We start from the raw sequence: 24,304 nt of genomic DNA on the forward strand, positions 1-24,304 counted from the left end.
GAGCGTCGTTTACCTTTCATTTACCAACCGTGAATTTGTCTTCATCGATGCTCTTGCACGACATACTTGAATGTGACATAGGCATAGTTAGAAAGCAAATCGAATGCGAGATATCTGGTCATGGCGGCAGGGACGGCGAAGCGGGCGCGGTTGAAGGGCGGATGGACGCGCAACGGGACGCGCAATGGCGCGAAGGGCGCGGCCCTTCTGGCGCTCGCCCTGACCCTCGGCGCCTGCGCGGTGACGCCCGAGCCGCTGACGCTGGAGGAGCGCCGCGCCCAGGTGGAGGCCGACCGCGCCCGCCTGTTCACGAACCAGGAACCGGTCACCGGCCCCATTTCGCTCGCCGAGGCGATGGCCCGCGCCATCAAGTACAACCTCGACTACCGGCAGGCGATGCTGGAGGAGGCGGTGCAGTCGCGCCAGCTGACCCTGACCAGCTACGACCTGCTGCCCAAGCTGGCCGCAAGCGCCGGCCTGTCCACGCGCGACAAGGACTACCTGACCATCAGCCGCAACCCGACGACCGGCGTCCGCTCGCTGGAACCGTCGATGAGCCAGGACCGCAACCGCGCGACCGCCGACCTGACGCTGACCTGGAACATCCTCGACTTCGGCGTCAGCTATTTCCAGGCGCACCAGCAGGCCGACCGCGTCCTGATCTCCGGGGAGCGGCGGCGCCGCATCATCAACGCCATCATCCAGCAGGTGCGTGCGTCCTACTGGCAGGCCGCCACGGGCGAGCGCCTGGAGGGCCGCATCGCCCCCGTGCTGGAGGAGGCGCGCAGGGCGCTGAAGGACAGCCAGACGGTGGAGGAGGAGCGGCTGCGCCCGCCTCTGGAATCGCTGCGCTATCAGAAGGCGCTGATCGAGATCATCCGCCAGCTGGAAACGGTGCAGCAGGACCTCGCCATCGCCAAGGCGCAGCTGGCCGCCCTGATGAACCTGCCGCTCGGCCAGACCTACACGCTTCAGCTGCCGGACGGCTTCCGCAAGACCCTGCCGGAACTGTCGATCCCCATGGAGCGGATGGAGACGGTGGCGCTGCTGCGCCGGCCGGAGTTGCAGGAGGAACGCTACCAGAAGCGCATCAACGTGGCCGAGGTCCGCAAGGCCATGGTGCGCATGCTGCCGGGCATCAGCCTGACCGGCGGCTACAACTACGACAGCAACTCCTTCCTCGTGTACAACAACTGGGCGGAGGCCGGGGCGCGGCTCGCCTACAACCTTGTGACGCTGGCCTCCGGCCCGGCCGCCATCACCGCCGCCGAGGCGCAGGAGGAGGCGAGCGATTTCCGCCGCTTGGCCGTCAGCATGGCGACGCTAACCCAGGTGCACGTCGCCCAGCAGCAGTTCCTGCGCGCCCGCACCACCTACGAGCAGACGCAGCTTCTGGAATCCATCGAGCGGCGCATCAACGAACAGGTGCAGCAGCAGGCGACCGCGAGCGCCGAATCCGGGCTGGAGCGCATCCGCGCCAAGGCCTCGGCCATCAACGCGGAGCTGGCGCGCGACCGCGCCTACGCCGACCTGCAGAACGCCATCTCCACCGTCTACGTGGCGCTCGGCCTCGACCCGATGCCGGACACGGTGGAGAGCCACGACGTCAAGGGCCTGTCCACGGGCATCGACCGGGTTCTCGCCGATTGGCAGTCCGGCCGCATCGCCAAGGAGCTGAAGGACGATCCCGCGGTGCCCGCCGCGACATCGGCCGAAAAGCCGACCGGAAAGGCCGATGGCAAGGAGCCGGTGTCCTGACCGCCCGCCTCGCTTTGGGTCTGCGGGCCGCCGCGTTCGGCAGCCTGCTCCTGGCGGCACCAGCCTGGGCGGAGCAGGCGCCGTCCGCGAACGACGCTTCCGGCGAAATCCGCGCGCAGCTCAGCCCCGTGCGCAGCACCATCCTCTCGACCGAGGTTCCCGGCCGCATTGCCGACCTGCCGCTGCGCGAGGGCGAACGCTTCGCCGCCGGCCAGCGCATCGCCGGGATCGACTGCTCCCTGCACAAGGCGCGGCTGGAGAAGGCCCGCGCCCAGGCCCAGGGCGCCCGCAAGACCCACCAGGTCCACACCCGTCTCGACAAGCTGAACTCCATCAGCGCGCTGGAGGTGGAGGCATCCGCCGCCCAGCTCGCCGCCGCTGAGGCCGAGGTCAGCATGATGCAGACGCTGGTGGACCGCTGCTCCATCACCGCCCCCTACCCCGGCCGCGTCGTCGAGCTGAAGGTCCGCCGCGACCAGTATGTCGCCGAGGGGCACGAGTTGATGGAGATCCTGGACGACCGGGATTTGGAGGTGGAGCTGATCGTTCCGTCCCGCTGGCTGTCCTGGCTGAAGCCGGGCGCGCCCTTCACCGTCCGCATCGAGGAGACGGGCAAGACCGTCCCGGCCAAGATCGTCCGCCTCGGCGCCCGCATCGACCCGGTCAGCCAGTCGATCAAGGTCTTCGGCGCCCTGACCCAGCCCACCCCCGACCTGATCGCCGGGATGAGCGGCACGGCCCAGTTCGAGCCGCCGCGGTAGAGGAAATTACCGAATGGATGAGTGTCGCGCTGGGCCCCCACCCTAACCCTTCCCCACTTGCGCGGGGGAGGGGACTGCCGCCGCTCGCGCGCTCAGCCCCTCCCCCCGCGAAGTGGGGGAGGTCGGGAGGGGGGCCCAACTCAGGCGCTTCTCACCACCCGCTTTCCCGCAGCACCACGCCGACCGCGATCCGCCACAGGCGGGCGACCACGCTTTCGGCCGCACCGTCCATGCGCACCATGCCGCGGGTAACCCGACCCGGCGTGACGGCAACGCCTTCCGGGCGCAGCAGGATGCGGTAGACCGGCGTTTCGGGAACCAGCACCTCCCCGCGCGTGATCCGCGTCGGGACCGCCCCGCCATAGACCGAGGCGACCGCCGGCTCGGGCAGCGTGCGGCTGCTGGTGGCGGCGATGGCGACGACGCGCGCCGGAATCCAGCGGTCCTCCCCCGCGTCGGCCAGGAAGGCGCCGGGGGCGCCGACGGGCACGCGGGCCAGGTCCTCCTCCGCCACGTAGGCTTCGATCAGGGGGGCTTGCGGCGACACCACCGTCGCCAGCTTCATGCCCTCCGGCAGCCATTCGCCGGGCGACAGCGGGTCCGCGACGTCCTGCACCACGCCCGCGAAGGGGGCGGTGACAGTCAGCTTCGCCTCTTCCTCCGCCAATCCCCGCGCTTCCGCCTGGGCGGCCTCCAGCTCGCGCCAGCCGGCCTGGGTGCGTTCCAGAAGGGTGCGGTCGAGGCTCTGCACCTCGGTGCGCCAGCGCGCCACCTCCGCCTTGCGCTCGGCCTGCGCGCGGTCGTGGGCGAGGTCGGGGGAGTCGAAGCGGAACAGCACGCGGCCCGCCTCCACCGCCCCGCCGGACACCGCGCCGACCTCCACGAGCCGCGCGCCCTTCGGCACGAAGATCGACGCCTGCTGCTCGGCGCGCAGCACCGCCGGCGCGCTCACCGTGCCGCGCCAGGGGACCAGCAGCAGCCCGACCGCGGTCAGCGCCGCCGCGACGGTCACCGCCAGCCGCCGGTTCGGCCGGAACCGGGCGCGGCGCTCGGCCCAGGCCTTCAGCTCCTTCTGGATGGGACGCAGGATGAACCAGCCGATCTCGACCATCATCAGGAACAGCCCCAGCAGCTTGAAGAACAGGTGGTAGACCAGCAGCGCGATGCCCAGGAACAGGAAGAAGCGGTACAGCCACGTCGCGTAGGCGTAGGCCAGCATGATGCGACGCTTGCGCGCCGGCAGCGCCTCCGGCGGCACCTCGCCCAGGCCGAACAGCGTCTCGCGCAGCCGCCAGCGGGCCAGCGCGAAGGCGCGGTCCTGGAGGTTCGGCACGTCCAGCCAATCCGACAGCAGGAAATAGCCGTCAAACCGCATCAGCGGGTTCAGGTTCACCGCCAGCGTCAGCAGCCACGTCGACCCGGCGAGCAGGAAGGCCGCGCTGCGCAAGGGGCCGTCCGGCAGGAAGCTCCAGGCCAGCGTGGCGTAGGCGGCCAGCACCAGCTCCGCCGCCATGCCCGCCGCCCCGATGGCGAGGCGCTGGCTGCGCGACACCAGCCTCCAGGCGTCGGTCACGTCGGTGTAGGGGACCGGCCACAGCACCAGGAAGACGATGCCCATGGACGGCACGCGGCAGCCGAAGCGCCGGGCCGTGTAGGCGTGCCCCAGCTCGTGCGCCAGCTTCGCCCCGCCGAGCACGAGGCCGGCCAGCACCGCCCCCTCCAGCGTGAAGAAATGCGGGAAGGTGCCCAAGAAGGCGTCCCACTGCCGCAGCACCAGCGCACCGCCGACCAGCGCCGCCAAAACGGTGAGCGCGAGGAACAGCCGCGTGTAGATCAGCGACACCAGCGGCATGGTCGCCCGCAGGAAGCCGTCCGGCCGCACCAGCGGGATGCGGAAGGACAGGTAGGTGTGCAGCAGCCGGGTCAGGAACGGCGGCTTGGCCGCGGCCGCGTGCGCCTTCAGCCGGCCGAGCGCGCCGTCCCCGAAGGCCTGCAACAGCCCCTGCGTCCACAGGAAGCGCGCGAAGGCCTCGACCTGCGGCGGTGAAACGCGCAGCGTGGTCTCGGCCGACACCGCCGCGGCGATGCCGTCCGGCGTGCCGCGGTCCCAGCGCGCCAGCATCTCCAGCTCCGGCCAGCCGATGCGGAAGAAGCGGTTGCTGGACGGGTCCAGCAACGTCCAGGTCGGCGCGCCGCCCGGCGCCCGCGGCCCGGGGTGCAGGATCAGCTCCTCGCGCAGGGGCGGCATCCGTTGCGGCGCGTCCACCCGAACCGACGAGACCGCCGCGCCGGCGATCACGGCGGCGCTCACAGGCCGAGCCGCTGGCGGAGGCTGGCGAGGGGCCGCCGCAGGAGCAGTTCGATCACCCGCCCGTCTCCGCCGTACAGCTTCGCGGTGCCCTTCAGCCCGATGCGCGGCGGCTGCGCCCCCGCGGCGAAGGCGGCCTTCAGCCGGTAGGCCAGCACGCCGTCGGGCGTCGGCTCCGCTTGGTACCCGGCGTAGGTCAGGGAGGCCGACACCGGGTTCTGCGGATCGATGTTGAGGAACAGCCGGACGTCCGCCCCGGGCTCCAGCGCGATGGCCTCCGCGACCGGCAGGCGGACTTCCAGTTCGGTGTCGCGCGGGTCGGCGACGGTCAGGATGCGCTCCCCGATCTTCACCGGCCGTCCGATCCAGTCGTTCACGTCGTCGAAGACGGCGACGCCGGCCCGCGGCGCGCGAATCTCCACGCGGGCCAGCAGGCTGTCCACATAGGCGACCTCGGCGGCCTGCTGCTCCATGCGGCCCTTCAGCACCGCAAGGTTGGCCTTGCTCTTGGGATCGAACAGCGCCTGCTGCGCGGCTTGGCGGTGTTCCGCCTCCGCCACCTCGTAGGCCTTGCGGGCGACGTCCAGGCGGTTTTGCAGGCGGACGCGGTCGAGCACCAGCAAAAGCTGCCCTTCCCGCACCTCCTCGTTCGGCTGCACCTCGAAGCGGTCGACCACGCCGTCGATGGGCGCGCGGACCACGGTGGGGTTGCGGGCGATCACCTCCGCTGGGGCCAGGGCCGACTGGTGGACCGGATAGGCCAGCGCAGCCGCCGCCCCGGCCAGAACCAGCGCGAACACGGCCGCGCGGGCGCGCCGCCGGCGGAACAAGGTCCCCATCCCGGAACGGGAACCACCCTCCAAGGCCTGCCATGCATGACCGTAGGCGTCGGCGACGTAGCCGAGCAGGTGCAGCTCCGCATCCCCCCAGGGCTCCTCCCGGGCGAGCACGAGCGCGCCGAGCAGCGCCTGATCCCGGCCAAGCAGCGGCACCCACACAGCGTGCGCCGGCAGCCACTCCGCCCAATCCCGGGTCAGGTCCGGCGGCAGGGAGACAGCGTCGATACGGCGTGGCCCGCCCGCATCCGGCGCGTCCCCCGCGTCGGCCTGCGCGTCTTCCAGCACGCGCTCCAACCAGACCGCGAAGGGCGCCCGGCGGTCGAGCAGCGGCACGCCGGACAGCGCGACCAGACGGCCGCCCCGTGCGCCGTCGCATCGCCACAGCGCCGCCTGCCTGTAACGGATCAAACCCAGGGTTTCATTCACAGCCAGAAACCCGAATTCCTCGACCGTTCCAGCCCGCCGCGCGCGTCGCTCCAGTTGCAGAAGCCCGGTCAACGCACCAATCTGCCGATTGGCGGTCACATCATTTGTGGAATTCTGAGGAGAAGTGCTCTCGATGCCCAGGGTCGCCATCTGTCGCAGCGCTGTCTCGATTTACCGAATTTCAGTCTCTTTATTGAGCCTCGATTGTTGAAGATTCCGCTAAGAAGCGGTCCGGTCATCGGACGCGCAGAAGAACGATCAAATCAAAGCAGAGACAGTTGATCACCCTTGGCGGGCGGCGGCTTGAAGTCGGCGCAATTGAGGCTGGCATCGCGGGCGTTCAAGCCCAGACGCTTGCAGGCCAGCTTGAAACGTTGGGACAGCAGTTCCGCAACCGGGCCGGAGCCTTTCATGCGGCTGCCGAACTGCGACTGGTACAGCTCGCCGTCCCGGCATTGGCGGATCAGGCTCAGCACCCGCTCGGCGCGGTTCGGGGCGTGCTCGCGCAGCCACTCCTCGAACAGGTCTTTGATCTCCAGCGGCAGGCGCAGCAGGATGTAGTTGGCCTGCGTCGCGCCGGCCTCCGCCGCGGCGGTGAGGATTGCTTCCAGCTCGTGGTCGTTCAGCGCCGGGATCATCGGGCTGGCCAGCACGGCCACCGGCACGCCGGCCGCGGTTAAGTCGCGCATGGCGGCGAGCCGCCGCTGCGGCGTGCTGGCCCGCGGCTCCAGCCGGCGCGCGAGGTCGCGGTCGAGCGTTGTGAGGGACAGGGCGACGTTGACCAGCCCCCTCGCCGCCATCGGCGCCAGGATGTCGAGGTCGCGCAGGACCAGAGCGGACTTGGTGATGATCATCACGGGCTGGTTGAAGTCGCGGCAGACCTCCAGCACCGCGCGGGTGATGCGCTGCTCCCGCTCGATGGGCTGGTACGGGTCGGTGTTGGCGCCCAGCGCCAGCGGCTGGCAGCGGTAGGACTTCGCCCGCAGTTCCGCGGCCAGCAGCTCCGCCGCCCGGGCCTTGCGGAAAATCTTCGTCTCGAAGTCCAGCCCCGGCGACAGGCCGAGATAGGCGTGGGTGGGACGGGCGAAGCAGTAGATGCAGGCGTGCTCGCATCCACGGTACGGGTTCACCGAGCGTTCGAAGATCACGTCGGGGGAGCTGTTCTTCGACAGGACGGACTTCGCCGTGTCGTCGAAGACCGTCGTACGCACCGGTTCCGCCAGCGCCTCGTTCTCGCCCCAGCCGTCGTCCGACAGGACGCGCGTCTCGCGCTCGTACCGCGAAGTCGCGTTGCTGATGGCCCCCCGCCCCTTCAGCGGCTGTCGCTTAAGCTCGTCCATAAGGGCGAGGATAGCGACGGCAGGAATGAACGTAAAGGGAACATGCGGGGCGGGCAGGTGGTGGGGAAGTGGTTTCTCTGGGCCCCCACCCAACCTCCCCCACTTCGCGGGGGAGGGGCTTTGGTGGTCGAGCGGCGGCAGTCCCCTCCCCCGTCGAAGATGGGGGAGGGTTAGGGTGGGGGCCCGGCGCGACCACTCCCCACCCACCACAATCCCCTGCCCTACACGATCCCCCGCACGAACAGCGCGACGGCCTTGCGGACGAAGGCCTCGCGTTCCTCCGCCGGGGGGTAGTCGCACAGGCCCAGTTCCAGCGCACAACGCGCGCCGCCTTGAAGCACGGACAGGAACTGCATCGCGGTGAACACAGGATCCTCGATGCGGGCGAGACCGCGGCGGGCGAGCCGTTCGAACAGGGCCACGAATCCGGCGACCGCCTGCTCCGGCCCGCCCTGGTAATAGAGCCGCGCGACTTCCGGAAAGCGCGAGGCCTCGCCGACCACGGTCTGGTGCATCTTGATGACCTCCGGCGACCACAGCAGGTCGACGAAGCGGCGGCCGACGCGGGCCAGCGCCTCCTCCAACGGAAGATCGTCGAAGGCGTCTGGCGCGAAACGCAGGCCATAGCGGTCGCATTCCGCGGTGATGGTCGCGACGAACAGCTCCTCCTTGCTGGGGAAGCGCGTGTAGAGCGTCGTCTTGGACACCCGCGCCCGTTGCGCGACGAGGTCCATGGAGGTCCCGCCATAGCCGAGTTCCAGGAACGCCTCTCGCGAAGCCGCCAGGATCTTCAAGGCTTTCGGGTCATGGGTCGGCGCATCTGGCGCGGCGGGTGCGGCAATTGGCTCTGATGTCATCTGCACTGAACTGTATCGTTCACTCTTGACGAGGGTCGGGCTGCGGTCTAGGACTCTAGCAGTACGATACAGTCCAGTCCAGTTGGGAGAAGGGTTATGGTTCGGCGGGTGGGATCGGGGACCCTGGCGCTGGGGCTCCTGCTCGGCGCCGCGGCGCTGATCGGATGCAAGGACGAGCAGGCCGCAAGCGCTCCGGAGCCGCGCCCCGTGCGCGTGACGACCGTGGCGCTGGAGCCCGCCGACGACACCGTCCGCTACCCCGCCGTCATCCGCCCGCGCGTCGAGGCCGACGTGGGTTTCCGCGTTGCCGGCAAGGTGGTCGCCCGGCTGGTCGAGGTCGGCGCGCGGGTCGAGCCCGGCATGCCGCTGGCCCGGCTGGACCCGGCGGACATCGAGTTGCAGGTGCGCGCTTCCCAGGCGCAGCTCGCCTCCGCCAGGGCCGACGCGGCCAACGCCCGCGCCGACTTCGACCGCTACGCCAAGCTCGCCCGCGGGGAATGGACGACCCGCCAGGAACACGACCGCCGCAAGGCCGCGCTGGACAAGGCCGACGCCAAGGTCCGGGAGATCGAGGCGCAGCTGCGCGTGCTGAACAACTCCGTCCAATACACCACCCTGCTGGCCGACAGCCCCGGCGTCGTCACCGCCGTGCTGGTGGAGCCCGGACAGGTGGTCGCCCAGGGGCAGCCGGCCTTCCGCGTCGCCCGCCTGGGCGAGGTGGAGGCGGTCGCCAACATCCCCGAACAGCAGCTGGCCGGCCTGCCGCAGCGGCAGCTGGGCGTCGAGCTGTGGTCCCAGCCCGGCCTGCGCATCCCGGGAACCCTGCGGGAGGTCTCGCCCAGCGCCGACCCCGGCACCCGCACCTATCAGGCGCGCGTCACGCTGACGAACCCGCCGCCGTCGGTGCAGCTGGGCATGACCGCCACGCTGGTCGCCCGGCAGGAGCGCGGCGGGTTGGTCGCCCGACTGCCCCTGACGGCCATCACGCAGAAGGACCAAGGCACCGCGGTCTGGGTGCTGCCCGGCGACAGCAACAGCGACGGCGGTGGCCGGCTGGACCTGCGTCCGGTGTCGGTGGTCGCCTACGCCGGCGACCTCGCGGTCGTGGCCGGTGGGCTGAAGGACGGCGACCGGGTGGTGACCGCCGGCGTGCACAAGCTTGACGCCGGCCAGAAGGTCCGTGTCTGGACGGAGCCGGCGCGATGAAGAACCATCTCAAGGATGCGCTCACCCGCAACAACCTGTCGGCCTGGGCGCTCTCGCACCGCACGCTGGTGCTGTTCTTCATCCTCGCCACCGTGCTGGCCGGCGCCCTGACCTACCGGACGCTGGGCCGCGCGGAGGATCCGTCCTTCACCTTCAAGGTGATGACGATCCGCACCACTTGGCCCGGCGCCACCGCGCGCGAGGTGGAGCAGTTCGTCACCGACCGCATCGAGAAGAAGCTGGAGGAGGTCCCCTACTACGACTACGCCCGCAGCTACTCGAAGCCGGGCGAGTCGGTCATCTTCCTGACGCTGAAGGATTCCACGCCGCCGCGCAAGGTCGCCGACCTGTGGTACCAGGTGCGCAAGAAGGTGGGCGACATCCGCCACACCCTGCCGGACGGGGTCGTTGGCCCCAGCTTCAACGACGAGTTCGGCGACGTCTATTCGGCCATCTACGCCTTCATGGGCGAGGACTTCACCCCCGCCCAGCTGAAGAAGGTGGCCGACGACGTACGCGCCAAGCTGCTGCGCCTGAAGGACGTGGAGAAGGTGGAGCTGATCGCCCCGCAGGAGGAGCGGATCTTCGTCGAGATCTCCAGCCAGCGGCTCGCCAGCTTCGGCCTGCCGGTGGACGCGGTGATCCAGGCGCTCCAGCGCGAGAACGCCGTCGCGGCGGCGGGCGACGTGGACACCGGCAGCCAGCGCGTTTACGTCCGCGTCGACCTCGGCATCGACAAGGCGGAGGAGGTGCGCGCCATCCCCGTGGAGACGGGCGGCCGGATGCTGACCATCGGCGATGTGGCCGAGGTCAAGCGCGGCTATGTGGAGCCGCGCCAGTTCACCATGCGCCACAACGGCCGCGAGGCCGTCGGGCTGGGCGTCGTCATGGCGAAGGGCGGCAACGTCCTGCACCTGGGCGAGGCGCTGAAGGCCGAGATGGCGAAGATCCAGGCCGGTCTGCCGGTCGGGCTGGAGGTGGCGCAGGTCGCCGACCAGCCCCGCGTGGTGGACGCCTCCGTCGGCGAGTTCATGAAGTCGCTGGCCGAGGCGCTGGCCATCGTCATCGCCGTCAGCCTGGTCAGCCTGGGCTGGCGCACCGGCATCGTGGTGGCGCTGGCCGTGCCGCTGGTGCTGGCGCTGACCCTGGTCACCATGCAGATCCTGGGTATCGACCTGCACCGCATCTCGCTGGGCGCGCTGATCATCGCGCTTGGATTGCTGGTGGACGACGCCATCATCGCGGTGGAGATGATGGTGGTGAAGATGGAGCAGGGCTGGGACCGGCTGAAGGCCGGCGCCTTCGCCTACACCTCCACCGCCTTCCCCATGCTGACCGGCACCGTCGTCACGGCGGCGGGCTTCGTCCCCGTTGGCCTCGCCCAGTCGGCGGCGGGCGAGTACACCAACGCGATCTTCTGGGTGGTCGGGCTGTCGCTTCTGCTGTCCTGGATCGTGGCGGTGATCTTCACCCCGTACCTCGGCTACGTCCTGCTGCCCAAGCCCAAGCACGTCCATCACGACGGTGAGGATCTCGACATCTACAACACCCGCGGCTACCGCATCCTGCGCGGCATGGTTGCGGCGTGCGTGCGCGCCCGCTGGGTGACCATCGGGGTGACGGTCGCGGCCTTCTTCGCGGCGCTGGTCGGCTTCGGCTTCGTGCAGCAGCAGTTCTTCCCCAGCGCCAGCCGGCCGGAACTGCTGGTGGACGTCCGCCTCGCCGAGGGATCCTCCTTCGAGGCGACGGCGGCGGAGGTGAGGACGATGGAGGCGATCCTCGCCAAGGATCCCAACGTGGACTACTGGGTCGCCTACACCGGCGGCGGCTCCCCGCGCTTCTACCTGCCGCTCGACCAGCAGCTCCAGAACAGCAACTTCGCCCAGTTCATGGTGATGACCAAGGGGCTGGAGGAGCGGGAGCACGTCCTGAACACCCTGGAAGCCCGGGCGGAGGGGGAGTTCCCCGCCGCGCGCGTCCGCGTCAGCCGGCTGGAGAACGGGCCGCCCGTCGGCTACCCGGTGCAGTTCCGCGTCACCGGCGACGACCCGGCGACCATCCGCAAGATCGCCTACGACCTGCGCGACCGCATGCGCACCCACCCCAACATGGCGAACGTCCACCTGGACTGGGACGAGTTGTCCAAGCGCGTCCGGCTGGAGGTGGACACGGCCAAGGCCCGCGCGCTCGGCATCTCCAAACAGGACCTGTCGAACGCGTTGCAACTGCTGCTGAACGGCATGCCGGTCACCCAATACCGCGAGGGGACGGAGCTGATCGGCGTCGTCCTGCGCACCACGCCGGAGGAGCGGCTGGACCTGTCGCGGCTGGGCGAGCTTAACATCCGCACCGGCCGCGGCGACGCCGTGCCGCTGTCGCAGGTCGCCTCCGTCAAGTACGAGCTGGAGGAGCCCGTCCTGTGGCGCCGCGGCCGCGAGACGACCATGACGGTGAAGGGCGACGTGACCGGCGGCGTCCAGGCCCCGGTGGTCAGCCAGCAGCTGAACGCCCAGCTCGACGCGGTCCGCGCCACGCTGCCCGACGGCTACGCCATCGCCATGGGCGGCGCCATCGAGGAGAGCGCCAAGGGCCAGGACTCCATCAACGCCATGCTGCCGCTGATGCTGCTGATCATGGTGACGACGCTGATGCTGCAGCTGCAAAGCTTCTCGCGCGTCGCCATGGTGCTGCTGACCGCCCCCCTGGGGCTGATCGGGGTGACGGCGTCGCTGCTGGTCTTCAACCTGCCCTTCGGCTTCGTCGCCATGCTGGGCGTGATCGCGCTGGCCGGCATCATCATGCGCAATTCAGTCATCCTGGTCGACCAGATCGAGCAGGACGTGAGCCAGGGGCGCAGCCGCTGGGACGGCATCATCGAGGCCACCGTGCGCCGCGCCCGCCCCATCGGCCTGACCGCGGCGGCGGCGATCCTCGCCATGATCCCGCTGGCCGAAAGCGCCTTCTGGGGCCCGATGGCCGTCGCCATCATGGGCGGCCTGACCGGCGCCACCGTGCTGACCATCTTTTTCCTTCCCGCCCTCTACGCCGCCTGGTTCCGCGTGAAGGCCCCGCAGCGGGAGGCGGCGCGGGACGAGATGCCGCACGGGGTGATGCGGCCGGCGGAGTGAGCCATACCCCCTCCCTAACCCTCCCCCTCTTCGAGGTGGAGGGGACTGCCGCCGAACGTTGACAAGGCTCCCGCCCCCTCTCCCGCGCAGCGGGGGAGGGATGGGGAGGGGGCACCACCGCTCACCTCCCCCCCGACCTCCCCCACCACCTTCCGCAAGTGGTGCGCCGACACCGGCTTGTGCAGGATGCTGAAGCCGCTGCGCTGGGCCTCGACGATGCGTTCGGGGGCGGTGTCGCCGGTCAGGATGATGCTGGGGATCGCCGCGTTGAAATGGGCGTGGACGGCGCGCAGGGCCTCCGGCCCGGTCTTGCCCTGACGCAGACGGTAATCGGCCAGCACGAGGTCCGGGCGGCGGCCGTCCTTTTCCAGCAGGCCGATCGCCTCCTCCTCCGCGGTCGCGGCGATGACCTCGTAGCCCCAGCCCTCCAGCATGGCGCGCAGCCCCATCAGGATGATGACCTCGTCGTCGATCACCAGGACGAGCGTGGGCCGTTCCGGATCGCGCGGAAGGCTGGCCTTGGGGGCCGGAGCCGGGAGCGGCGGCGCCTCCGCGCGCGGGACGGCGACGGTGAAGGCCGATCCCCGGCCAAGCTCCGACCGCAGGGTCAGCGGGTGCTCCAGCAGGGCCGAGAGGCGCCGCACGATGGCGAGGCCGAGGCCGAGGCCGCGTTCCCGGTCGCGCTCCGGGTTGCCGATCTGGGTGAATTCCTCGAAGATCTCATCCCGGCGTTCCGGCGGGACGCCGATGCCGCTGTCGCACACGGTGACGCGGACCTCCCCGCCGCACCGGCGTGCGCCCAGCAGGATGCGGCCACCCGGCGTGTAGCGCAGCGCGTTGTCCAGCAGGTTGCGCAGGATGCGCTCCAGCAGCATGGCGTCGCTGCGCACGTGCAGCCCGGTCGCGACGATGCGCAGGTCCAGCCCCTTGCGCGCCGCCTGCGGCCGGTATTCGGCGGCGAGGCGATCGAAGACGGGTTGCAGCGCCAGGACCGTCGGGACCGGCTTCACCACCCCGGCGTCGAGCTTGGAAATGTCCAGAAGACCGTCGAGCAGCCGCTTCAGCGCCTCCAACGCCTGCTGCATGGCCTCCACCGTGGCGTAGCCGGTCGGCTGGCGGCGCATCTGGTCGGACAGCGCGGTCGCGAAGAAGAACAGGGACTGGACCGGCTGGCGCAGGTCGTGGCTCGCCGCCGCCAGGAAGCGCGACTTCGCCCGGTTGGCCCGCTCCGCCTGGTCCTTGGCCCGGCGCAGGTCCTCCTCCATCCGCTTGCGCCCGGTGACGTCCAGGGCGTAGACGGCCAGCCGGTCGCCCATGGGGAACAGCCGCAGCGCGTGCCATTCGTCGGTAGCGCTGAACCAGACCTCAAGCTCGGCGGGCACGCCCTGGTCGATCGCCGGCCGGAACCGCTCCTCGAAGGGTGCGACGGCGTAGCCGGGAAGCACCGCGGTGTAGGACCGGCCGGACAGTGTCCCGCCACCGAACAGGACGGAGGCCCGGTCGTTGGCGAAGGTGATCACGCCGTTGCGGTCGAATTCCAGCACCGCGTCGGTCGAGCTGGCGAGGATGGCCGCCATGCGCCGCTCCGCCGCGTGGGCCTCCTCGCGGGCGCGCTCGCGCGTCTGGAGTTCGTCGGCCATGGCGTCGAAGGTCTGCGCCAGGTGGCCGATCTCCGTCCCGTCCGGCTGCGCCCCGATCCGCGCCCCGTGGTCGCCGGCGCGCCAGCGCTCGATCACGGACCGCACACGTGCGACGGGGCGCAGCACAAAGGCCCGCGCCCCGAACCAAGCCGCCGCCAGCGCCAGTCCGGTCGATAACGACAGCAGCAGGATGCTGCGCTGGGCCGCCGCCGCGCGGGCGCGCATCGCCTGGTCCCGGTCGAGCCCGACCGCCATGAACAGCCCCTGCGGCGGATCCTGCACGGGCGCGGAGGCGATGATGCGCTCGTGACCGTCCAGGCCGGGGATGACGGTCACCCCGCCCGCCTCGGCGCGCAGGAGGGACAGCAGTTGGGACGGCAGGGGCTTCCCGACCTGGGCCGCTTCCACCGGCCCACCGTTGGACTCCTCGTCCGGGAAGCGGCCGAGCAGGACGCCGTTGCGGTCGGCCAGGAGAAGATCCGCGTGCGGCGGCAGCGGCTTGCGCGCCAGATAGTCGCGCATCCAGCCGGCATCGACCGCGATCCCCACGGCTCCGGCGACGCGCCCGTCCGCGTCGGTGAAGGGAACCCCGAAGGGAAGGACCGCGCGTCCGTCGGTGCGCCGCAGCACATAGTCACCGATCGCGAAGGCCTGCCCGAACAGGGCCATGCGGATGTGCGGGCGGTCGCCGATCGTGATGCCGACGAGGCCCGGTTCGCTGGCGCAACGCACGACGCCCGCAAGGTCGGTCAGGACGATGCCCTGCGCGCGCGGCAGCTGCCGCCGCAGGCGCGCCAGGAAGGTCCGGCACCGCGCCTCGTCGCCGACGAGCGTCGGCGCGATCTCCGCCACGGTCACCAGCACCTCGCGAACCCCGTCGATGACGCGCTGCTGCTCGTCCTGGATCAGGGCCAAGAGCCGAGAGGCCTCCTCGACGGCCCGCGCCTCCCCCGCCTGGCGCGCCCGGAAATCGTTGTAGGCCTGAATGCCGATGGCCGGCAGCGTGGCCAGGAGAACGAGGAGGATGAGGCGGGATGGCAGGGTCATGGGGCGGAACGGCGCGGATGAACGGCGGGCCACGACGCGACCCTCCTGCCACTGGGATCGATGCGCCTTGCCGCCACACTCGCGTCTTCGGATGCATGCTGCGACGCCAGGCACACCCTTTACTTGTTGTTTACCAAATACCCCGCCGCCCCACAACCAAATTATTTCGTGTACGAATCATGAAAGCGAGCGTGCCAGGAAAACGCCCGGCCGGTGAGGATCACCGGGCCGGGCGCGGAAATCGCAAGTTGCGATTGGTCTGCCGGGCGATTGGACTCCGGGCGATTGGTCTGCTTGGATCAGGCCGTCAGGGTGACGGACTCGACGGAGCCGTCCAGCGACATCAGCAGCAGCTCCACCTCCAGGTCCGGATGCTTCTGCTTGACCATCGCGGCGAGCGTGCGCAGCTGCTCCGCGTGGGCGGCGGTTTCCTTGTCCTTGTCGCCCGCAAGGTCCTGGCCCAGGAAGACGCGGTAGGCGCCGCAGTCACGGTGGTCCATGACAATGACCTTGTGGATGTGGTGCAGCTGCTTGGCGACGTCCACATGGTCCCAGAAGGCTTCGCCCCAGGCCTTCTTCTTGTCCGTCAGCGCGCCGAGCGACGCGCCGGCCAGGATGACGTGGTCGTAGTTGTTGGTCAGGCCGCGGCCGTCCATGTAGCGGGCGACGTCGTCCACCAGCCGGTAGTCCATGCAGGAGAGCAGCAGCGCCTCCACGTTCCCGCCGGCCTGCGCCTTGCCCGGGATCATCGGCGCCAGCAGCATGGCGCCGGCGCCCAGCGACGCGATCTTCAGGAAGGAACGGCGGGAGTTGCGCGGCGTGTGCCCGCAGCAGTCATGGCCCGCGTGGGAATGGTCCGCGTGGGAATGGTGGTGTCCGGTGTCGTCGTGCATGGAAGCCCCTGACTGTTCTTGCGGGCAGCGGGTGCCACCCAGAATGGTGGCCCCATCTTTCCGTCACACGCCCGCAAGGCGCAAGAGTCAAGGATTTCACATCATGAAAATTGCAACGAACGAGCTGGACACCTTTTCGAACGAGATCCGATACAAGAAATTTCGTTTCTCATTCCAGCACAATCATTGCCCGGCGACGTCCACGTCCAGCTTCATCTTCGGGTGGATGCCGCAGAAGACGTAATAGTGGCCGGCCTCCGGGAAGGGAATCAGCGCGCTCTGGCCCGGGTCCTGGACGCCGCTGTTGAACTCCTTGCCGTCGCGTTCGTAGCGGACGTTGTGCTCGCGGTTGTCGTCGTTGTGGACGGTCAGCGTCTGGCCGGCGCGCAGCTGCACCGCGGCGACGCTGAAGCGCTTGCCGCGCTGCCCGACAACCGGTGGATTGGCCGGCGGCTCGGCGGGCAGCGTCGCGGCGACCGGAATGACGGGGGCGAGCGAGGCCACCTTGACCGGCGGCGCCTCCGGCTTGAAGGCCGGGGCCGGGCCGGTGGCGTCCAGGCTGCGCAGGAAGGCCAGCAGGTCGGCCTTCTCCCCGGCGGTCAGGGTCAGGCGCGGCAGGTCGGGCGACAGGGTCGGCCGGTCCACGTAGTTGCCGGCGTAATGGTCGAGCACCGCCTCCAGCGTGGCGATGGAGCCGTCGTGCATGTAGGGCGCGCGGTTGGCGACGTTGCGCAGCCCCGGCGTCTTGAAGGCGTGGTCGACGCTGGGTTCGCCCAGGATGGCGCCGCGGCCCTTGTCGTCGCCGGGCAACCCGATGTCATGGAAGGCGTGGTCGGTGAAGGCCCAGCCGGAATGGCAGGAGGCGCAGCCGGCCTTGCCGGTGAACAGCTCGAAGCCGCGCTTGGCGCTGTCCGACACGGCCTTGGCGTCGCCGGCCACCCAGCGGTCGAAGGCGGTCTGGCCGGACAGGATCGTGCGCTCGAAGGTCGCCAGCGCCTTGCCGACATTGGCGGCGGTGATCTGCGGCTCCTCCGGGAAGGCGGCGGCGAACAGCGGGGCGTAGGCGGGCTTCGACTTCAGCGCGGCCACCATGCCGTCCAGCGTCTGATTCATCTCCCGCGGGTTCTGGACCGGGCCCAGCGCCTGCTCCTCCAGGCTGGCGGCACGGCCGTCCCAGAAGTAGCGCTCGCCCCAGGCGGCGTCGCCGATGTAGGGCGTGCGGCGGCCCAGCGGCGCGCCGTCCAGCCCGTCGGCCGCGGCCCGCCCGTCCTGGAAGCCCTTGCCCGGCTCGTGGCAGGAGGCGCAGGCGCGGTCGCCGGCGCCCGACAGGGCGGTGTCGTGGAACAGCTTCTCGCCCAGCGCCGCCTTGGCGTCGGTGTAGGGGTTGGACGCCGGGAAGGGAACCACCGCTGGCCGGGCGTAATAGGCGGGGTCGTTCGGCGACGCGTCCGGCGCGCCCGCCCGCTGGGCCGAGAAAACGGCCGAGGCGCCCCCGAACAGCCCGGCGCTGACCACACCGGCAACGATCAGGGACAGGGCGCGGGAACGGGTGGGGGACGACGTCGGCATCGGCACGAACCTCAGGCGCGGACCAAGGATGAGAGTTATTCTCATTTGCGGTTTACGCCTGCGCCCCCCACCGGCGCAAGGGAGATCCGAGTCTCTGCGGCCAAAAGGCGCAGTCCAAAGCGGATCGCAATCCGCTTTAGATTCACATGGCCTCATTTGCCGGCTCTCGGCGGATGCCTGTGGCATCCGCCTGCCGCCAGCGGGAACTTCGTTCCCGCGAGAGGTCAGGCTTCGGCCGCATGTGCGGCCGGGACTGCGGTCGCAGTCCAAAGCGGATCGCAATCCGCTTTAAAAATGGCAGAATCGCCCAAAAAGAAACGGGCCGCTTCCCCGTCCAGGGAAGCGGCCCGTTCCGGCATGGTGCGGCCGGGATTAACCGCGGGGGCTGCTCGGCGCCTTGGTGCCGGTGGCGACCGTGTCGCTGGCCGGCTTCTGCGTGCTGGCGCTTGTGCTGTGGTTGGACGAGCACTCCGCCTGGGCGATCCCCGCCGTCAGGAGAGCGGCGAGACCGAACAGCGCGGCAACCGGCTTGGCTCCATGAGACATTGGATCACCTCCTTTCCGAAATGTTGAACACCGGGAAAGCATGTGTGCGGTGCGCACCCGGCCTTCAACCGCCTCTACCACAGGAACAGGTCACGCTCCGGTCTCCAGAGCCTCGCGCATCACGCCGAACAGCTCCGCCTTGTCCTCGAAGCCGATGCCCGGCAGGTCCGGCAGGCGGACGCGGCCGTCCTCCACGGCGATGCTGTCGGCGAAGCCGCAGAAGGGCTTGAAGACGTCCGGGTAGGACTCGTTGCCGCCCAGATGCAGGCCGGCGGCGATGTTCAGCGACATCTGGTGGCCGCCGTGCGGCACGACGCGGCGGCTGGACCAGCCGTTCTCCGCCAGCATGTCCAGCGTGCGCAGATACTCCACCAGGCCATAGCTGAGCGCGCAGTCGAACTGCAGCCAGTCGCGGTCCGGACGCATGCCGCCGTGGCGGATCAGGTTGCGGGCGTCCTGGTGGCTGAACAGGTTCTCGCCGGTCGCCATGGGCTTGTCGTAATGGTTCGCCAGCTCGGCCTGGAGCGCGTAGTCGAGCGGGTCGCCGGCCTCCTCGTACCAGAACAGGTCGTAGGGCTTCAGCGCCTCGGCGTAGGCGATGGCGGTCTTCAGGTCGAAGCGGCCGTTGGCGTCGACGCAGAGGTTCCGCCCCTCGCCGACCACCTCCAGCACCGCCTCGATGCGGCGCAGGTCGTCCTCCAGCGAGGTCGCGCCGATCTTCATCTTCACGACCTTGTACCCGCGGTCGCGGTAGCTGCGCATCTCGGCCTGGAGCGCCTCGACCCCCTTGCCGGGATAGTAGTAGCCGCCGGCCGCGTAGACCCACACCGACTCGTCGGCCACCCCGCCGCGGTAGCGGTCGGCCAGCAGGCGGTAGAGCGGCTTGCCCGCGATCTTCGCCACGGCGTCCCACACCGCCATGTCGATGGTGCCGACGGCGACGGAGCGCTCGCCATGGCCGCCCGGCTTCTCGTTGGTCATCAGGCGCGCCCAGATCTTGAAGGGATCCAGGTTGCCGTTGGCCTCGTCGACCAGGCTGTCGGGGGCGGCCGACATCAGGCGCGGGATGAAGCGTTCGCGCATCAGCCCGCCGGCCCCGTAGCGGCCGTTGGAGTTGAAGCCGTAGCCGATCACCGGCTTGCCGTCGCGCACCACGTCGGTCACCACCGCGACGACGCTGCACGTCATCTGGCTGAAGTCGATGTAGGCGTTGGCGATGTCGGACTTGATGCCGACGGTCTTCTCCCGGATCCCCACAATGCGCATGGCGCGTCCTCCTGCATTCGTGACGGGAACATAGGGATGGACGGCAGCGCCGGGCCAATGCCAGTTTCCGATCGCGTGATGCAGGATCGGCATAAATGCTCTTTCCCTTGGCATGTCATCTGGAGTTTCTGTTCAGCACAAACATAAACAATCCGAAGAGGGGCTCTAGGAGTGCAGACGTGGAGAACGGGTTGACTCAACCGCACGCATAGGGTTGCAGAACCCCATTAACAATGCTACAAAGCATGCGCCTTTTGACACCTCCTGCAAGTCATGAGTTAGAATCATGCCTTATTTGCACAACTATAGACTCTTTATAAGCCATGCGTGGCGGTACAGCGCTGACTACAATCGAATGGAAGAATTTATAAATGGAGCTCCCAATTTCCTTTGGACAAACTATTCTGTTCCTGTAAGTAAAGCGTTCGAAGGTTTGACAACAATTCAGCTTAAAGAGCAGTTGTGCGCGCAGATACGGCCCGTCCAGTGCGTGGTGGTTCTTGCGGGAATGTACGTCGCACACAGTGAATGGATTCAGTTTGAAATCGATTTTGCGAAGGAACTTGAAAAGCCTATTTTAGGAGTTGTGCCTTGGGGCGCAGAGCGAACGCCATATGCCGTTTCAATTGCAGCAGATAAAATGGTCCGATGGAACACGGCATCGATAATTTCAGGAATTCGGGAAATCACGCCGTGAAAAGTGACACACCGTTTGATTACCCAGCAATTTACATTGCCGCGAGCAAACTATCCGATTCGTCACAGAAAACATATTTACTCCTCCTTCGGATGGAATATGGCCTTCTTATACTTGCGTCCATCTTGTCCCTTGATCTTGATAACAGCAGGCTTTATTATGCACACTCAGCGTTTATATTCATAATATCTCTTGCTGTTCTGCTGTATAGATCAAAGACGAAGCCTGAACAATTCTGGTACAAAGGTAGGGCGCTTGCGGAATCGATCAAAACATCAACCTGGAGATATTGTATGCGAGCGGCGCCTTTCGAAGGCGCCGCTGACCATAGGCTTGCAAAGGCCGAGTTTCGGAATTTATTAAAAAGTGTTCTTGAGGCAAATCGCCATATTGGAGAGCGCATACCGCCGGATTCAGCTGCAAATGATCAAATCACTACAAGCATGGACACTGTGCGCGGGCTTGATTTAGAGGAGAGAAAAAACTTATACGAGGTCAATAGAATACGCGAGCAGCGTCTATGGTATCAGACAAAAGCTGCCTATAACAAAAAGAGGGAAAGCCAATGGGTTGCTTTGTGTGTTTTTATTTATTTTATGGCTATATTATTTACACTGATGCGGATAACTTATCCAGAATGGAAATTATGGCCAAATGACACCTTGATTGTTATCGCTTCCTCTATTGTTGGCTGGGTTCAAATAAAGAAATTCAATGAACTTTCTTCTGCATATACACTCACGGCTCATGAGATTGGAATACTCCAGGGAAAAATATCGGAAGTCGATAGCGAAAGCTCGTTTTCCGAGTTCGTCAACGAAGCAGAATTAGCATTTTCGCGCGAACACACACAATGGGTTGCCCGCCAGAATCTATGAACGCGGAATCGTCTAACACTCCAGGATCAGTATTATCAGTTCCTATGCTTGATTTTCTCATTTTCCAACCTCGCACATCAAGCCTTTTTGGAACACAGGTATGGAACTGAACTGGCTGGAGGATTTCCTGGCGCTGGCGGAGTGCGGGAACTTCTCGCGCGCGGCGGAGGGGCGCCACCTGACGCAGCCGGCCTTCAGCCGGCGCATCCGCGCGCTGGAGGACTGGGTCGGCACGCCGCTGTTCGACCGCACGACGCAGCCCGTCGGCCTGACCGAGGCCGGGCGGCGCTTCCGCCCCTTCGCGGACGAGACGGTGCGGCGCCTGCTCCAGGGGCGGGACGAGGCGCGGCTGGCGGGGGAGGTCGCGGCCTCCTCCCTGCGCTTCGCCGCGACCCACGCGCTGTCGCTGACCTTCTTTCCCGCCTGGCTGCGCGCGCTGGAGGGCCGGGCCCACGTCCAAGCCGACTCCGCGGCGCGGCTGGGCGCCATCCACCTCGTCTCCGACAGCATGCAGGCCTGCGAGCAGGTGATGCTGCAAGGCCAAGCGCAGTTCCTGCTGTGCCACCACCACGCGGCCGCCCCGTCCCGGCTGGACACCGCCGCCTTCCGCTCCGCCCGCGTAGGGGAGGACGTGCTGGTGCCGGTGACCGCCCCGCGCGCGGACGGCCAGCCTTTGCACAGCCTGGCGGCAGGCCCCCTGCCCCACCTTGCCTACAGCCCGGAATCCGGCATGGGCCGCATCGTCCGCGCTGCGCAGGGAGCTTTCCCCGTGCCGTTGCGGCTGGAAACGGTGTTCACCTCGCATCTGGCGGCGGTGCTGCGCACCCTGGCGCGGGACGGGCGCGGGGTGGCGTGGCTGCCGGAAAGCCTGATCGCCGACGACCTGTCGCGGGGCCTGCTGGTGCGGGCGGGCGACGGCGCCTGGGACATCGCGGTGGAGGTGCGGCTGTTCCGCCCCCGCGCGCGCCAGAGCCCGGCGGCGGAGGCGTTCTGGGCGCTCGCCTCGGCGCCGGATCACGGACGGGGGGTGGAGGAATGACGGACGGCTACAGGCTGTATGGGGTGCCCGGCTGGGGTTCGGTGCTGGTGGAGGCCATGCTGGCCTGCTGCGGCGTGCCGGTCGCGTTCGAGGATGTGGAGGGCTTCGACCGGGACGGCCCGGCGCGCGAGCGGCTGCGCGCGGTGAACCCGCTGGCCCAGGTGCCGGCGCTGGTCCTGCCCGACGGCACCGTGATGACGGAAAGCGCGGCGATCGCGCTTCTGCTGGCCGAGCGCCACCCGGAATCGGGCTTGGCGCCCCCACCCGATGCGGCGGAGCGTCCGGACTTCCTGCGCTGGCTGGTGTGGATGGTGGCGAATGTCTACCCGACCTTCACCTACGGCGACTATCCGGAGCGCTGGGCGCCCGGTGCGCCGGACGATCTGGGCGCGTCCACGCTGGAGCACCGCAAGCGGCTGTGGCGCCAGTTCGAGGAGACGGCCGTCAAAGGGCCATGGGTGCTGGGGGAGCGTTTTTCCGCCCTGGACATCTATGCCGGGGCGATGGTCCGCTGGCGGCCGCGCCGCGCCTGGTTCCGGGAACACTGCCCGAAGATGGCGGCGGTGGCGGACCGCGTCGACAGCCTGCCGGCGCTGGCGCCGGTCTGGCGGCGGAACTTTCCGCCGGAAACCTGAAAGCAGACGGCGGGGGGCGGCGGTGAAGTCTTCAGGGAACCGCCCCCGCTGCGTGCCGCGCCGCGATCACTTCTCGGTCAGGGCGCGGTAGACCAGATACACCGGCGTGGCCTTGAACCAGGACACCACGAACTCGCGGATGATCTGCGCGTGGGAGGGCTGGGTCAGGACGGAACGGGCGTTGGTGAAGGTCGAGCTGTTCATGGCAATCTCCATCGTTCTCGATGAGCAGACTATACACTGGTATACCAAATACCCTATGCGCTGATTTTGCATGGCAACACGTCAAAAATGCAATTCTATCAACGCGTTGTCAACAAAACTTTCTGCAACGCCCACGGTTCGTTTGGCCAACCGTTATAGGACTTAACCGCCCGCGCGCCATGGACAAGGCCTAGCCAAGGAACCGCCGCGTCCCCACCTGTTGCCCATGCCGCGCGACGACTCCCAAGCCCGCTTTCCCGCCGTACCCTCCGACCATTGGGACGGCAACCGATTCTTCAATCCACACGCGGACACGGACAAAGGCCTGCGCGACCTCTGGCGGCTCTACCGGACGTCCTGGCAGCGCTGGCCGGCGCTGCCGCCGGTGGAGCCGCGCGTCCCGCCCGCGGCACCGCCGGCGCGGGGCGAGGTGGCGGTCACCTTCGTCGGGCACGTCACCTTCCTGATCCAGGTCGGAGGCGCCGCCTTCCTGACCGACCCCGTCTTCTCCGACCGGGCGGGGCCGTTCGGCCGGCTGGGACCGAAGCGCGCCCGCGCGCCGGGGGTGCGCATGGCGGACCTGCCGCCGATCGACTCCGTGCTGCTGAGCCACAACCACTACGACCACATGGACCTGCCGAGCCTGCGCCGGCTGGCGCGGCGCCACGGCGCCGTCCAGGCGTTGACCGGGATCGGCAACGGGCCGCCGCTGCGCCGGGCCGGCTTCGAGGCGGTGGCGGAGATGGACTGGTGGGACGGCATCGACGGGCCGGAGGGCACGCGCATCACCTTCGTGCCCGCCCAGCACTGGTCGGCGCGCGGGCGGTTCGACCGCCGCCGGACCCTGTGGGGCGGCTTCGTGATCGAGGCGCCGGACGTCACCGTCTATTTCGCCGGCGACACCGGCTATTGCCCCCATTTCCGCGAGATCGCCGCGCGGTTCGGTCCCATCGACGTGGCGCTGCTGCCCATCGGCGCCTATGAGCCGCGCTGGTTCATGGCGGCCCAGCATATGGACCCGGCCGAAGCCGTGCGGGCGCATGGGGAGCTTGGCGCGCGGCAGAGCGTCGCCATGCATTTCGGCACCTTCCAGCTGACGCCGGAAGCCTTCGACGCCCCCGCCCGGGAGCTGGACCAAGCCCTCGCCGAGCAATCCGTAGAGTCTAACCGCTTCGTCGTACCGACGGTCGGTGAGACCTTGCGCTTTCGCCCCCGCTATATCTAGGGGAGAGTCACGATCGGCTCCCGACATATGGCGCAAGCGTCA

19 protein-coding genes are annotated in these 24,304 nt (G+C 68.4%); 9 read left to right on the forward strand and 10 right to left on the reverse strand.

Annotated elements, in window-relative coordinates:
* Nucleotides 1-120: 120 nt before the first annotated feature.
* Together J2851_RS07530 and J2851_RS07535 are read left to right on the forward strand one after the other, a co-directional pair.
* Nucleotides 121-1,758 carry a TolC family protein gene (locus tag J2851_RS07530; RefSeq protein ID WP_209765357.1) on the forward strand — a complete coding sequence of 546 codons (1,638 nt, stop codon included), beginning with the start codon at nucleotides 121-123 and terminating at the stop codon, nucleotides 1,756-1,758.
* A 14-nt stretch (nucleotides 1,759-1,772) separates the two neighbouring features.
* Complete coding sequence (locus tag J2851_RS07535; RefSeq protein ID WP_209765358.1) at nucleotides 1,773-2,519, forward strand: efflux RND transporter periplasmic adaptor subunit; 747 nt, start codon at nucleotides 1,773-1,775, stop codon at nucleotides 2,517-2,519.
* 151 nt (nucleotides 2,520-2,670) lie between these two features.
* On the opposite strand, the gene J2851_RS36510 is transcribed toward J2851_RS07535, so the two are convergent.
* The 4 genes from J2851_RS36510 to J2851_RS07555 all read right to left on the reverse strand — a co-directional run bounded on the left by J2851_RS36510 (nucleotide 2,671) and on the right by J2851_RS07555 (nucleotide 8,226).
* Nucleotides 2,671-4,830, reverse strand: coding sequence for a site-2 protease family protein (locus tag J2851_RS36510; protein ID WP_209765361.1), 2,160 nt, complete (start codon nucleotides 4,828-4,830; stop codon nucleotides 2,671-2,673).
* Nucleotides 4,827-6,074, reverse strand: coding sequence for an efflux RND transporter periplasmic adaptor subunit (locus J2851_RS07545; protein WP_209765363.1), 1,248 nt, complete (start codon nucleotides 6,072-6,074; stop codon nucleotides 4,827-4,829). Before J2851_RS07545 ends, J2851_RS36510 begins: the two co-directional genes overlap by 4 nt.
* Before the next feature lie 281 nt (nucleotides 6,075-6,355).
* Complete coding sequence (locus tag J2851_RS07550; protein WP_209765364.1) at nucleotides 6,356-7,432, reverse strand: PA0069 family radical SAM protein; 1,077 nt, start codon at nucleotides 7,430-7,432, stop codon at nucleotides 6,356-6,358.
* Between the two features lie 221 nt (nucleotides 7,433-7,653).
* On the reverse strand, nucleotides 7,654-8,226 hold the full coding sequence (locus J2851_RS07555) for a TetR/AcrR family transcriptional regulator (protein ID WP_246500486.1): 573 nt from the start codon (nucleotides 8,224-8,226) through the stop codon (nucleotides 7,654-7,656).
* A 159-nt stretch (nucleotides 8,227-8,385) separates the two neighbouring features.
* Here J2851_RS07555 and J2851_RS07560 point away from each other — a divergent pair, with 159 nt between their 5' ends.
* Both J2851_RS07560 and J2851_RS07565 read left to right on the forward strand, forming a co-directional pair.
* Nucleotides 8,386-9,495 carry an efflux RND transporter periplasmic adaptor subunit gene (locus tag J2851_RS07560; RefSeq protein WP_209765366.1) on the forward strand — a complete coding sequence of 370 codons (1,110 nt, stop codon included), beginning with the start codon at nucleotides 8,386-8,388 and terminating at the stop codon, nucleotides 9,493-9,495.
* Nucleotides 9,492-12,623 (forward strand): efflux RND transporter permease subunit, encoded by a 3,132-nt coding sequence (locus J2851_RS07565; protein ID WP_209765367.1) that lies wholly within the window; start codon nucleotides 9,492-9,494, stop codon nucleotides 12,621-12,623. The genes J2851_RS07560 and J2851_RS07565 overlap by 4 nt, the downstream gene beginning before the upstream one ends.
* A gap of 14 nt (nucleotides 12,624-12,637) precedes the next feature.
* Here J2851_RS07565 and J2851_RS07570 read toward each other — a convergent pair whose 3' ends face one another.
* The 5 genes from J2851_RS07570 to J2851_RS07590 form a co-directional block, all read right to left on the reverse strand.
* Entirely contained in the window at nucleotides 12,638-15,343 is a 2,706-nt protein-coding gene (locus J2851_RS07570) for an ATP-binding protein (RefSeq protein WP_209765368.1), read from the reverse strand.
* A 266-nt stretch (nucleotides 15,344-15,609) separates the two neighbouring features.
* Entirely contained in the window at nucleotides 15,610-16,203 is a 594-nt protein-coding gene (locus J2851_RS07575; protein ID WP_209765369.1) for a carbonic anhydrase, read from the reverse strand.
* Between the two features lie 183 nt (nucleotides 16,204-16,386).
* Nucleotides 16,387-17,772 carry a cytochrome c peroxidase gene (locus tag J2851_RS07580; RefSeq protein WP_209765371.1) on the reverse strand — a complete coding sequence of 462 codons (1,386 nt, stop codon included), beginning with the start codon at nucleotides 17,770-17,772 and terminating at the stop codon, nucleotides 16,387-16,389.
* Nucleotides 17,773-18,144: 372 nt separating this feature from the next.
* Nucleotides 18,145-18,318 carry a hypothetical protein gene (locus J2851_RS07585; protein ID WP_209765373.1) on the reverse strand — a complete coding sequence of 58 codons (174 nt, stop codon included), beginning with the start codon at nucleotides 18,316-18,318 and terminating at the stop codon, nucleotides 18,145-18,147.
* A 90-nt stretch (nucleotides 18,319-18,408) separates the two neighbouring features.
* The gene (locus tag J2851_RS07590) at nucleotides 18,409-19,584 is read right to left on the reverse strand and encodes a mandelate racemase/muconate lactonizing enzyme family protein (protein ID WP_209765375.1); all 1,176 of its coding nucleotides are present in this window, start codon (nucleotides 19,582-19,584) and stop codon (nucleotides 18,409-18,411) included.
* Nucleotides 19,585-19,870: 286 nt separating this feature from the next.
* On the opposite strand from J2851_RS07590, the gene J2851_RS07595 reads away from it, so the two are divergent.
* From J2851_RS07595 to J2851_RS07610, 4 genes are all read left to right on the forward strand, one after another.
* Nucleotides 19,871-20,281, forward strand: a complete 411-nt coding sequence (locus tag J2851_RS07595) for a TIR domain-containing protein (protein ID WP_209765377.1) — start codon at nucleotides 19,871-19,873, stop codon at nucleotides 20,279-20,281.
* Nucleotides 20,278-21,159, forward strand: a complete 882-nt coding sequence (locus tag J2851_RS07600) for a DUF4231 domain-containing protein (RefSeq protein ID WP_209765379.1) — start codon at nucleotides 20,278-20,280, stop codon at nucleotides 21,157-21,159. The genes J2851_RS07595 and J2851_RS07600 overlap by 4 nt, the downstream gene beginning before the upstream one ends.
* A gap of 100 nt (nucleotides 21,160-21,259) precedes the next feature.
* Nucleotides 21,260-22,198 (forward strand): LysR family transcriptional regulator, encoded by a 939-nt coding sequence (locus J2851_RS07605; RefSeq protein ID WP_209765380.1) that lies wholly within the window; start codon nucleotides 21,260-21,262, stop codon nucleotides 22,196-22,198.
* Nucleotides 22,195-22,833 (forward strand): glutathione S-transferase family protein, encoded by a 639-nt coding sequence (locus J2851_RS07610; protein ID WP_209765382.1) that lies wholly within the window; start codon nucleotides 22,195-22,197, stop codon nucleotides 22,831-22,833. The genes J2851_RS07605 and J2851_RS07610 overlap by 4 nt, the downstream gene beginning before the upstream one ends.
* Before the next feature lie 66 nt (nucleotides 22,834-22,899).
* Here the strand turns inward: J2851_RS07610 and J2851_RS07615 are convergent, their stop codons facing one another.
* Complete coding sequence (locus J2851_RS07615) at nucleotides 22,900-23,037, reverse strand: hypothetical protein (RefSeq protein WP_209765384.1); 138 nt, start codon at nucleotides 23,035-23,037, stop codon at nucleotides 22,900-22,902.
* Between the two features lie 226 nt (nucleotides 23,038-23,263).
* Between J2851_RS07615 and J2851_RS07620 the strand changes: the two genes are divergently transcribed.
* A complete protein-coding gene (locus tag J2851_RS07620) occupies nucleotides 23,264-24,262 on the forward strand; it encodes an MBL fold metallo-hydrolase (protein WP_209765386.1) in 999 nt (332 codons plus the stop codon).
* Nucleotides 24,263-24,304 lie beyond the last annotated feature (42 nt).

Source organism: Azospirillum rugosum, assembly GCF_017876155.1.
In the GTDB taxonomy this organism is placed as follows: Bacteria; Pseudomonadota; Alphaproteobacteria; order Azospirillales; family Azospirillaceae; genus Azospirillum; species Azospirillum rugosum.